Source organism: Bradyrhizobium sp. WYCCWR 12699 (assembly GCF_032144035.1).
GTDB lineage: Bacteria > Pseudomonadota > Alphaproteobacteria > Rhizobiales > Xanthobacteraceae > Bradyrhizobium.
This window is the reverse complement of sequence record NZ_JAVTJN010000039.1, coordinates 1,605,286-1,616,847: the sequence shown is the minus strand read 5'-3', so window position 1 is coordinate 1,616,847 and position 11,562 is coordinate 1,605,286. Positions and strand designations below refer to the sequence as shown.

General features: G+C 65.7%; 10 protein-coding genes. 7 read left to right on the top strand and 3 right to left on the bottom strand.

The window, feature by feature from the left end; translation table 11 throughout:
• Nucleotides 1-78: 78 nt before the first annotated feature.
• Entirely contained in the window at nucleotides 79-1,059 is a 981-nt protein-coding gene (hemC, locus tag RPS27_RS38280) for a hydroxymethylbilane synthase (RefSeq protein WP_212065649.1), read from the top strand.
• A gap of 152 nt (nucleotides 1,060-1,211) precedes the next feature.
• Here hemC and hemE read toward each other — a convergent pair whose 3' ends face one another.
• Nucleotides 1,212-2,246, bottom strand: coding sequence for a uroporphyrinogen decarboxylase (gene hemE / locus RPS27_RS38275; protein WP_212065648.1), 1,035 nt, complete (start codon nucleotides 2,244-2,246; stop codon nucleotides 1,212-1,214).
• 107 nt (nucleotides 2,247-2,353) lie between these two features.
• Between hemE and RPS27_RS38270 the strand changes: the two genes are divergently transcribed.
• On the top strand, nucleotides 2,354-2,569 hold the full coding sequence (locus tag RPS27_RS38270) for a hypothetical protein (protein ID WP_194406521.1): 216 nt from the start codon (nucleotides 2,354-2,356) through the stop codon (nucleotides 2,567-2,569).
• Nucleotides 2,570-2,744: 175 nt separating this feature from the next.
• Nucleotides 2,745-4,649 (top strand): diguanylate cyclase, encoded by a 1,905-nt coding sequence (locus RPS27_RS38265; protein WP_211419526.1) that lies wholly within the window; start codon nucleotides 2,745-2,747, stop codon nucleotides 4,647-4,649.
• Nucleotides 4,650-4,655: 6 nt separating this feature from the next.
• Here RPS27_RS38265 and RPS27_RS38260 read toward each other — a convergent pair whose 3' ends face one another.
• Nucleotides 4,656-4,874, bottom strand: coding sequence for a SlyX family protein (locus RPS27_RS38260; RefSeq protein WP_194406523.1), 219 nt, complete (start codon nucleotides 4,872-4,874; stop codon nucleotides 4,656-4,658).
• Nucleotides 4,864-5,631 (bottom strand): rhodanese-related sulfurtransferase, encoded by a 768-nt coding sequence (locus RPS27_RS38255; RefSeq protein ID WP_212065647.1) that lies wholly within the window; start codon nucleotides 5,629-5,631, stop codon nucleotides 4,864-4,866. Before RPS27_RS38255 ends, RPS27_RS38260 begins: the two co-directional genes overlap by 11 nt.
• Before the next feature lie 197 nt (nucleotides 5,632-5,828).
• Here RPS27_RS38255 and ggt point away from each other — a divergent pair, with 197 nt between their 5' ends.
• The 4 genes from ggt to RPS27_RS38235 all read left to right on the top strand — a co-directional run bounded on the left by ggt (nucleotide 5,829) and on the right by RPS27_RS38235 (nucleotide 11,514).
• A complete protein-coding gene (ggt, locus tag RPS27_RS38250; protein WP_211419524.1) occupies nucleotides 5,829-7,415 on the top strand; it encodes a gamma-glutamyltransferase in 1,587 nt (528 codons plus the stop codon).
• A 220-nt stretch (nucleotides 7,416-7,635) separates the two neighbouring features.
• Nucleotides 7,636-8,199 carry a (2Fe-2S)-binding protein gene (locus RPS27_RS38245; RefSeq protein WP_212065712.1) on the top strand — a complete coding sequence of 188 codons (564 nt, stop codon included), beginning with the start codon at nucleotides 7,636-7,638 and terminating at the stop codon, nucleotides 8,197-8,199.
• 4 nt (nucleotides 8,200-8,203) lie between these two features.
• Nucleotides 8,204-9,220, top strand: a complete 1,017-nt coding sequence (locus RPS27_RS38240; protein WP_212065646.1) for an FAD binding domain-containing protein — start codon at nucleotides 8,204-8,206, stop codon at nucleotides 9,218-9,220.
• A gap of 2 nt (nucleotides 9,221-9,222) precedes the next feature.
• Nucleotides 9,223-11,514, top strand: coding sequence for a xanthine dehydrogenase family protein molybdopterin-binding subunit (locus RPS27_RS38235; protein ID WP_313755035.1), 2,292 nt, complete (start codon nucleotides 9,223-9,225; stop codon nucleotides 11,512-11,514).
• Nucleotides 11,515-11,562: the final 48 nt, after the last annotated feature.

Genomic DNA, 11,562 nt, shown 5'->3' with positions numbered 1-11,562 from the left:
GCCGCGTTAGCGCAAAGTGGGGACCGGTTTTCCGATAAGATCATGCTCAAAACGAACGCCTCTCGAAAGGACCAGGACTTGGCTACGCGATTGAAGATCGGCACCCGCAAGAGCGCGATGGCGCTGGCACAGACGGAAGAGATCGCGCGCCGCCTGACCGCCGCCGTGCCCGGTCTCGACGTCGAGATCGTCAAGTTCGACACCACGGGCGATACCGACCAGATCAGCAAGCTGCTGCCCCATGGCGGCAAGGGCGGCGCCTTCGTGGCGCAGATCCGGGCCGCCGTGCTCTCGGGCGAATTGCAGGCGGCGATGCATTCGCTGAAGGACATGCCGGGCAACGAGGACACGCCGGGCCTCGTCATCGGCGCCACGCTGTCGCGCGATCCGCCCAGTGATGCGCTGGTGCTGCGCGATGGAATTTCGCTCGATGCCTTCCGCCAGTTCGGTGGCAAGGGATTCAAGATCGGCACCAACGCCGTGCGGCGGGCGGCGTATGCCCGACGGTTATTTCCAGAAGCGGAGATCATTCATTTCCGCGGTGCCGCCGACACGCGCGTGCGAAAGCTCGACAATCAGACGAAGCAGCGGCTGCCTGACGGCGGTGAGGTCGGACCGGCAGATGCGCTGATCATGGCCCGTTCCGGCCTCGATCGTGTCGGCCTTTCTCATCGCGTCACCTACGAATTCACGGCCGCGGAGATGTTGCCCGCGGCGGGGCAGGGCATCGTCGCCGTCGAATGCGCGGCGCAGGACTGGCAGACGCGACAAATCCTGTCATCGATCGACGATCCCGCCGCGCACGCCAGCGCGGATGCCGAGCGCGAGGTGTTGTGGGTGCTGAACGGCCACTGCAATTCGCCGGTGGCGGGCTTCTCGACCATATCAGGCGATCAGATGTCGCTCACCGCATCCGTGCTCGACCTCTCCGGCAACACCATCATCGAGGCTTCGAGCCAAGGCCCGGCCAATCGCCCGCGCGAGCTCGGCCGTGCGGTGGGTCTCGATCTGCTAACCAAGGGCGCCGCCGAGATCATCGAGCGCAGCCGGCCGCGCTGAGCCTCGCTGCGAAACGCCGCGCCTGTTTTGCCCGACGCGTCAAAAGCGCGTCCAAGCCGCCTCATGGCAGCTCAGCCTTTTCAACGACTTGTCTACTGTGCATGGGGTTGTTTTCGCGTTTTTATGTCCGCCCCCTCGGAATTGGAGCGGAGCTAGCCCCGCACGCGCTTGATCATCTGCTCAACATGGGCGATCGGCGTCTCCGGCTGGATGCCGTGGCCGAGATTGAAGATGAAGCGCCCTTGCGCAAAATTGGCCAGCACGTTGTCGACCGCGCGATCGAGCGCGCTGCCGCCTGATATCAGCACCAGCGGATCGAGATTGCCCTGCACCGCGACCTTGCTCTGCACGCGTTCGCGGATGAAGGCCGGCTCCGCGGTCCAGTCGATGCTGACCGCATTGACGCCGGTTGCCTCGACGTAAGCCGGCAGTTGTGCGCCGGCGCCACGCGGGAAGCCGATGATCTTGGCATCCGGCACCTTGGCCCGCACGCCCTCGACGATGCGCCGCGTCGGCTCGACCGACCAACGCGCGAATTCGGCCGGCGGCAGCACGCCGGCCCAGGTGTCGAAGATCTGCAGGGTATTGGCGCCGGCTGCGAGTTGCGCGAGCAGATATTCGATCGAGCTCTCGACCAGCACGTCGATGATCTCAGCAAATGCCTCCGGATGCCGGTAGGCCATCATCCGTGCCGGCCCCTGGTCGGGCGTGCCCTGGCCGGCGACCATGTAGGTCGCGACCGTCCACGGCGCGCCGCAGAAGCCGATCAGCGCGGTCTTGGGGTCGAGCGCGCTGCGCACGAGCTTGAGCGCCTCGAACACCGGCGCGAGCTTGCCGAGATCGGCGCGCGGCGCCAGCGTCGCAACCTTAGCGGGGTCATCCAGCGGCTCCAGCCGCGGGCCCTCGCCGACCTCGAACCGGACCGAGCGCCCGAGCGCATAGGGGATCACCAGAATGTCCGAGAAGATGATCGCTGCGTCGAAGCCGAACCTGCGGATCGGCTGCAGCGTCACCTCGGCCGCCAGCTCCGGGTTGAAGCAGAGATCGAGGAAGCCGCCGGCCTTGGCGCGCACCTCGCGGTATTCCGGCAGATAGCGGCCGGCCTGCCGCATCATCCACATGGGCGGGATGCTCTGGCGCTGGCCGGAGAGCACGTCGATGAAGGGCATTTTTGCAGATTGGGGCACGAACGGTCCTGAACAGGGTGATGGCCCCTGATACACCGGCTCGGCCCCCAGCGGAACAGGGGAACCAGCGCAACAGGGCCGCGTTGACCAGCCGATGGAGGAAGATCATGGCTGAGACATTCAATCCCGCGCCGCATGACAAGCACGCTGACGATCTGCACGAAGCGCTCGCTGCCGACCGGCAGTCCAAGCTCGACGCCGGGCTTAAGGATACCTTCCCAGCGTCTGATCCCGTGAGCGCGGCGCAGCCGACGCCCTCAAAGGCCGACGCGGAGGCCGACAGTCCCTCGCTCTGGGACAAGGTCAAGGCGATCTTCAGCTAGGCGGGCAGGCACGCCGGATTCCGATCGGCTTGCTAATATCTTGTTAGCAATGCGCCGATTGCGGCCTCCGTAGGACTACTGGAACCGGGCCAGATTGCCGGGTATCCCGGTGGCGACTTCAGAGTTCACTAACAGAAGCGGCAGAGGTTCCGAAACATCGGAGACCCTCTGTCGCATGAGCTCTGCTACCCAACGAACTGGATGGAGCCGCCTGCCGCCGCGCGCGGCAGGGTTCGTCGTGCTGACCTGCGTGGCCATTCTCGGCATCAGCGGCTGGCGCGAATGGGCGGCGCGCGATGCGGTGCTCAAGGGTGCCGAGACCGAGATGGCGAACGTCGCCCGCTCGCTGACCCAGCATGCCGAGGACAGCCTCGATCTGCTCGATTCCGGCGTCGTCGGCGTCGTCAGCCGCCTCGAGATGGACGGCACCGCACCCGCGACGATTGCCAAACTGCGCACCCTGCTGGAAGCACGCAAGAAGGCCATCGAGCGCATTCACAGCCTCGCCATCATCGACGACCAAGGCAATTGGCTGACCTCGCCGGGCACGATAGGTTCGACGCTCAGCGACGATGCGTTCTTTCGCTATCATCAGCTCTCCCCGAAACGGGAGCCCCATGTCGGCCATCCCGTAAAGAGCCTCTTGGACGGCGAATGGGTCGTCACCCTGTCGCGCCGCTTCAACAAACCCGACGGCAGCTTCGGCGGGGTGGTGCTCGCGACCATCAGCTCAAAATATCTTTCGCACTTTTATGAGCAGTTCGAGATCGGCCGCAACAGCTCAGTGTCGCTCACGCATGGCGACGGGCTGATGATCGCGCGCAATCCCAGCAACGATAAGTTCGTCGGCCGCAGCGTTGCCGACACTCCGCTCTTCCGCGACGCCAGCCTGCAGCGGCCGAGCGGCGCCTATCATTTCAAATCGCCGCTGGACGGCGCCGAGCGCGTCAGCTCCTTCAAGCGCTCGAACCGCTATCCGCTGGTCCTGCTGGCGACGCTCGACAAGGAGGAACTGCTCGCGCCCTGGCGCGCCGCGGCCATCTCCCGCATGGTCTACGTGATGGCGCTGGTGGTGCTGATTGCGGTCATCGGCGCCGTGCTGGTGCGGCAGTTGCAGCGCGGCCAGCGCATGGCCGCCGCCCTGGTCGAGAAGGAGGCGCATTTCCGCCTGCTCGCCGAAGGCTCCAGCGACATGGTGACCCGCATCGGGCTCGACGAGCGGCTGCGCTATGTCTCGCCCTCGTCCGTGCGCGTCGTCGGCTGGCGCGCCAATCAATTGATCGGCACGCCGGCGCTGGCGGGCATCAATCCGGAGGACCTGCCGGAGGTCCAGGCCATCGTCGACGCCATGAAGCGTGGCGAGCGGGAGGAGGCGCGCCTCATCTACCGCAACTCGCACCGGCAGAACGGCGAAGTCTGGTTGGAATCGACCATGCGGGTGACGCGCAAGGACAATGGCCGCGTCGACGGCGTGGTCGCGATCTCCCGCGACATCACCGAGCACAAGAAGCTGGAAACCAGGCTCGAGACGCTGGCGATCGAGGACAGTCTCACCGGGCTTGCCAATCGCCGCCGCTTCGACGATCGGTTGAAGGAGGAATGGGCGCGCGCCTATCGCGACCGCTCCAGCCTCGCTTTGCTGATGATCGATGTCGATCACTTCAAGGCCTATAACGACGAATACGGTCACCCCGCGGGCGATGCCTGCCTGCGCCTGGTCGCGAAGATCATCGCCGCCGAGACGCAGCGCGCCGGCGATCTGGCCGCGCGCTATGGCGGCGAGGAATTCGCCATGCTGCTGCCGAACACCGATGCCGCCGGCTGCGCCCAGGTCGGCGAACGGATCCGCCAGGCCATTCATGAGGCCGGCCTCGTTCATAGCAGCAATCAGGCAGCCGGATGCGTCACCGTCTCGGTCGGCGGCGCGACCTGCCGGCCGGCGCTGGAGCGCACGGCCGGAGTGGCCTCGCTGGTTGAAGCGGCCGACCGGGCGCTCTACGCCGCCAAGGACGCCGGCCGCGACCGCCTGATGATGTCCGGCGAGCTCATGAACCTGCTGCCAAAGGCGTCCGGCCAGTAGGACGGCTCAATAATGCGGCGGAGGCTCGTTGGCGGGTCCCGGCGCATGGGCCTCGGCGTCCTGCAGCCGCTCGCCGAGCTCCGCGATCTTCCGCGTCAACAGATCGATCTGCTTCCACTGCGCCGTGATGGTCTGGTTCAGCGTCTCGATCGTGTCGTCCTGATAGGCGATGCGTGTCTCCAGCGTGTCGATGCGCTCGCCCAGCGTCTTGATGTCATTCGTCACGCGTTGCGTCCTTGTTCCGTTCGCGCAAGCCATGGCCAAGCGCGACGCGTTCGTCGAACACGAAGCATTCGCCGCGCCAGCGGCTCTGCGCCTCCGGCACCTCTTCCAGATATTTGAGAATGCCGCCCTTGAGGTGATAGACCTCGGCAAAGCCGCGCGCGAGCAGATGCGCGCTCGCTTTCTCGCAGCGGATGCCGCCGGTGCAGAACATCGCGATCCTGCGATGCGTGGCCGGATCGAGCCGCTCGGCGGCGAAATCCTTGAACTGGCCAAAGCTCCCGATGCCGGGGTCGACGGCGCCTTCGAACGTTCCCATCGCCACCTCGAAGGCGTTGCGGGTGTCGAGCAGCAGCGTGTCGGGCGCCGAGATCAGCGCGTTCCATTCGCTTGCATCGACATAAGTGCCGACCTGGCGGGTCGGATCGGCAGCCGCATCGCCGAGCGTGACGATCTCCTTCTTCAGCCGCACCTTGAGCCGCCCGAACGGCATCGCTTCGGCAGCCGAGAATTTCAATTCGAGATTGTTCAGCCTGCCGCCGAACATGTCGCCGTGCGCGAGCTCATGGGCGAGGGTGTCGATCGCGTCTGGCGCACCGGCGAGCGTGCCGTTGATGCCCTCCTGCGCCAGCAGCACGCTGCCTTTCAGCTTGAGACCGGCGCAGAACGCACGCAGGGGCTCGCGCAGCTCGCGGTAATCCGGGAGGGCGGCAAACTGGTAGAAGGCGGCGACCTTGGTGGCCGAATTCGGATCAGACATGGCGGCTCGTTTAGCAGGCGCGTGCGGCCTGGAAAACCCGCATGAGCCGCCTGCCCCGAAGGTCTATACGCCCAGCGGATGGCAGCCATTTCACTGGCATGCCAGCATTGCCCCTGCGGGCGGGAATGTGTCATGTAGACCCGGTTTTTCCGAGATGGCGCGCACCTGCGCCCACGGCCAAGAGAGCAAGAAATTCGATGAGAAACTTCCATTTCCCCGGCCGGTCCACGGTCCACGCCACCAACGCGATGGTTGCGACCTCGCACCCGCAGGCCTCGCTCGCGGCGATCGAGGTGCTGCGCGAGGGCGGCACGGCGGTGGACGCGGCGGTGGCCGGCTCGGCCGTGCTCGGCGTGATCGAGCCGCAATCGACCGGCATCGGCGGTGATTGCTTTGCACTGGTCCAGCCGCGCGGCGAGGGCAAGATCATCGCCTATAACGGCTCCGGCCGCGCGCCGAAGGCGGCGAATGCCGACTGGTATCTCGAACGCAAGATCAACTCCGTGCCGCTGACCTCGGCGCATGCGGTGTCGATCCCCGGCGTGGTCGATGCCTTCGCCACCGTCTTGCGCGATCACGGCAAGTTCGGCTTCGACCGGCTGCTCCAGCCCGCGATCAAGGCGGCGGAGGAAGGCTACGTCGTCGCGCCCCGCATCGCGTTCGACTGGAAGAACCAGTTCGAGAAGCTGAAGGCCGGCACCAACACGGTGCGGTACCTGCTGCCGGGCGGCAAGCCGCCGGTGGCCGGTGACGTCATCCGCCAGGCTGAGCTCGGCAAGACCCTGCGCGCGATCGCCAAGGATGGCCGCGATGCCTTCTACAAGGGCCCGATCGCCGAAGACATGGTCGAGACGCTGCGCGGGATCGGCGGCCTGCACACGCTCGACGATTTCGCCGCGCACACCACCGAGACGACGACGCCGATCGGCACCATGTACAAGGGCTACGACGTCTGGCAGTGCCCGCCGAACGGGCCCGGCCTCACCATGCTGCTGATGCTCAACATCCTGTCGCGGTTCGACCTGACGAAGTTCGCTCCGCTCAGCGTCGAGCGCTTCCATCTCGAGGCAGAAGCCGCGCGCATCGCCTACATGCATCGCGAACTGCATGTCGCCGATCCCGAGCACATGCAGATCGAGGTCGCCAAGATCCTCGCCAAGGAGTTCTGCGACGAGCACATCGCCAAGATCCGCATGGACGGCATGCTCGATCTGCCGAACGTCGCGCCGCCGATGAACCCGTCGACGATCTACATTACCGTCGTCGACAAGGACCGCAACGTCTGCTCCTTCATCAACTCGATCGCGCATTCCTTCGGCTCGGCGATCGTCTCGAACAAGACCGGCGTCCTGTTCCAGAACCGTGCCGGCGGCTTCCGCATCCAGCCGGGGCATCCCAACTGCATCGAAGGCGGCAAGCGTCCGCTGCACACGATCATGCCGAGCCTGCTCACCAAGGGCGGCCGCTCCGTGATGCCGTTCGCGGTGATGGGCGGGCAGTACCAGCCGGTCGGCCAGACCCGCGTGCTGACCAACATCCTCGATTACGGCTGCGACGTGCAGGAGGCGATTGATATGCCGCGCGGCCTGCACTACGAGGGCCAGTATCAGCTCGAGGACGGCGTGCCGGCCGCGATCGTCGAAGGGCTGAAGAAGCTCGGCCACAAGACCACCAGCGTGGTCGGTCCGCTCGGTGGCGCGCAGGCGATCTGGATCGATTGGGACAAGGGTACGCTCACCGGCGGTTCCGATCCGCGCAAGGACGGCTGCGCATTGGGTTATTGATCGCCAGCGCAAGTTCCTCGCGCGCGAGATCAGGAAAAGTTGACGAAGGGCGATGCGGCATTTGCAGCATCGCCCTTTTCCGTTCGGAACGGAGCTCATTGCTTCAGGTTAAGGGGCGATGAGCGGTGCAGGCGTGCGCTGCTTCGAGAGATCAGCGGCGGAGGCCCGGATGTCCGACACACCAAGTTCCAAACAATCAGCATTCGATCGGCGCGCCTTCATGGCCGGCGCGGCCGGCAGTGCGCTCGTCCCGATCACGGCGCGCGCGGCCGCAGAGGAGGCCAGGGCCCCCGCGGTAAAGGACCCGTCACTCCCTGTCGATGTCACGCTGCGGGTCAATGGCAAGGACAAGCGCCTTCACATCGACGCGCGAACCACGGTGCTCGATGCGCTGCGCGACCATCTCAAGCTCACCGGCAGCAAGAAGGGTTGCGACCACGGCCAATGCGGCGCCTGCACGGTGCTGATCGACGATCGGCGGGTGGTGTCGTGCCTGACGCTCGCGCTCGCGGCCGAGGGGCAGGAGATCACGACGATCGAGAGCCTCGCCACCGACGATCGCCTGCATCCGATGCAGCAGGCCTTCATCGACAACGACGCGTTTCAATGCGGTTATTGCACGCCCGGCCAGATCATGTCCGCCATTGCCTGCGTCAAGGAGGGGCATGCGGGCAGCGAGGTCGACATCCGCGAATATATGAGCGGAAACATCTGCCGCTGCGCCGCCTACCCCAACATCGTCGCCGCCGTGAAGCAGGCCGCGCCCGAGATCATGAAAGGCTAGGCGCATGCGACCGTTCACGTATCAAAGGGCAACGGACCCGAACGCTGCCGTGCAGGCGCTCAGCGCCGCTGCGGCCGCCAATAGTCCGCTGACCCATGCCCAGGCGCAGCCGCTCGCCGGCGGCACCACGCTGATCGATCTGATGAAGCTCGACGTGATGCGGCCCGCCGCGATCGTTGACATCAATCCGCTCGCGCGCGGCTGGTCTGCGATCGAGCCGAAGGGCGACGGCCTGCGTCTCGGTGCGCTCGCGAAGATGTCGGATGTTGCCTCGCACGACGAGATCCAGCGCAATTACCCGGTGATCGCTAATTCCCTGAAGCTCGCCGCCAGCGCCCAGTTGCGCAACATGGCGACGCTCGGCGGCAACGTGATGCAGCGAACCCGCTGCAGCTATTTCCGCGATGTGTCCTATGACAATTGCAACAAGCGCAATCCCGGCTCCGGCTGTGCCGCCATGGACGGCGTCAACCGCATGCACGCGGTGCTCGGCGTCTCCGACCAGTGCATCGCGACCTATCCCGGCGATTTCGCGCAGGCGCTGATCGCACTGGATGCAACCGTCGAAATCACCGGAAAATCCGGCGTCCGCAGCCTGCCGTTTGCGCAGCTGCACAAGGCGCCCGGTAGCACACCCGACATCGAGACCAGTCTTCAACCGGGTGAGCTGATCTCGGCGTTCTCCATTTCCGGACGCTGGCCCCGTTCGGTGTATCTCAAGGCGCGCGACCGGCAGTCCTACGAGTTTGCTCTCTCCTCGGCTGCGGTCGCCCTCGACGTGCAGGACGGCATGATCAGGGACGCGCGCGTTGCGCTCGGCGGCGTCGCCACCGTGCCCTGGCGGGCGCGCGAGGCGGAGGCGCTGTTGAAAGGACAGAGATTCGACGACGGCCTGGCGCAGCGTGTTGCCGATGCCGCCTTCGCGGACGCCAAGGGGCGGCGGCACAACAGCTTCAAGATTGAGCTCGGCAAGCGCGTCGTGGCGCGCGCGCTCCAGCAAGCCGTAACGATGGAGATCTGATCATGACCGTTGCTGCTCCGGAGCCGAAGACGAACATGGGCCAGCCTGTGCCGCGCTATGATGCGGTCGTAAAAGTGACGGGTCGCGCGACCTACGCGTCCGACATGCCGCTCGCCGACCCCGCGTATGCGTTTCTCGTCACCAGCGCCATCGCCAAGGGACGGATCGACAGCTTCGATCTCGATGACGCCAGGCGCGTCCGCGGCGTGATCGACATCGTCACCCACGAGAACGCACCGAAGCTGAAGGACTCCAAGCTCTTCAGCAACGGCGGCTATGCGGGCACGACGATCCAGCCGCTGAAATCCGCCGAGATCGCCCATGACGGCCAGATCATCGCGGTGGTCGTCGCCGAGACCTACGAGGCGGCACGCGAGGCCGCCAACCGCGTCAAGGTCAGCTACACGGCCGCCACGCCGAGCGCGACCTTCGACTCGCCCGGGACGACCAGTGCGCCTGCGAAGGGTCAGAATGCCCAGTTCAAGGAAGACCCGAAGGTCGGCGATTTCGCCAAGGCGTTCGACGAGGCGGAGGTCAAGCTGACCGCTTCCTATGAGACGCCGGCGCAGCATCACAATCCGATGGAGCTGTTCTCGACGAGCTGCGCCTGGATGGGCGACGAGCTCGTCATCTACGAGCCGAGCCAGTTCGTCTACGGCCTGAAATATGGGGTCGCCGAACACCTCGGCATCGACGCCGACAAGGTGCGCGTGGTCAACCCCTATGTCGGTGGCGGCTTCGGCTCGCGCGGCTCCATGACGCCGCGCACCGCCATCATCGCCGGTATTGCCAGGCGGCTGAACCGGCCGGTCAAGCTGGTCCCGACCCGCGACCAGGGCTTTACCATCACCACCCACCGTGCAGAGACTCGCCACGAGATCAAGCTCGGTGCGCGCCGCGACGGCAAGCTGGTCGCGCTCAGACATGAGGGCGCCGAAGTGTCCTCTCGGCCCGATGCCTATTGCGTCGGCGGCACCAAGACGACGACGCGGCTCTATGCCTGTCCGAATGTCGACAGCCTCGTCTCCATCGTGCGGGCCGACCGCAACACGTCCGGCTTCATGCGCTCGCCACCGGAGGTGCCGTATCTGTTTGCGCTGGAAAGTGCGATGGACGAGCTCGCGGTCAAGCTGAACATGGATCCGGTCGAGCTTCGCCGTATCAACGACACCACTAACGAGCCTATCGGTGGCAAGCCCTACACCTCGCGCTCGCTGATGGCCTGTTTCGACGAGGCCGCCAAGGCGTTCGGCTGGGCGCAGCGCTCGCCGCAGCCGAAGTCGATGTCGGAGGGGGACTGGCTGATCGGCTATGGCTGTGCCGCAACCTGCTATCCGACGCAGATGGGCCCCGCCGCAGCACGCGTCCGGCTGCAGCGCGACGGCCGTACCCGCATCGAGATCGCCGGCCACGAGATCGGGACCGGCGCCTATACCGTCATTGCGCAGACTGCGGCCGAAAGGCTCGGCGTGCCGCTGGAGAAGGTCGCCGTCTTCATCGGTGATAGCGATCTGCCGCCGGCGCCTGTTGCCGGAGGCTCGAATTCCACGGCCAGCACCTGCTCGGCGGTAACGATGGTGTGCGATCAGATCCGGCAGCGCCTGTTCAAGGCGGCGATGCCGGGCCAAAGCTTGACGGACAAGGCCAAGGAGACCGTCGGCCTCGGCCAGACGCCGGCCACGCAGGCAGCAAAGGGCGACCGGCCGCTCGACCTGGAGAAGGCGTTCGACGCGCTCGGGGTCGGCGTCGTCGAGGAATATGGCGAGTGGAAGCCGGAAGGCGCGCCGCTGGATTCCTTCCGCGCCATGCATAGCGGGCAGGTGCGGCTCGTGGGCGGACACCAAATGAAGGATCAGATCGCCTATGCGTTCGGAGCGGAGTTCGTCGAGGTGCGCGTCAACCGCTTCACGCACGAGATCCGCTGCCCCCGCCTGGTCGGCGCCTTCGCTGCAGGCCGCATCATGAACCCGCGCACTGCGCGGAGCCAGCTGATGGGCGGACTGATCTGGGGCATGTCGTCGGCGCTGCTGGAGGCCACCGAGATCGACGAGCGCAATGCGCGCTACGTCAACGACAATTTCGCCGATTACCTCGTGCCCGTGAATGCCGATGTGGCCGACGTCGAGGTCATCTTGCTGTCCGAGCAGGATGACCGCATCAATCCCGTCGGCGCAAAGGGCGTCGGCGAGCTCGCCAATGTCGGCACCAATGCCGCGATCTGCAATGCGATTTACCACGCCACGGGCCAGCGCATCCGCAAGCTCCCGGTCCGGCTGGAAAATATCGAGGTGTGAGGGGTGGAAACCCCAACCGCGTTGCGCTAGACACCTTCCGCCACAAAC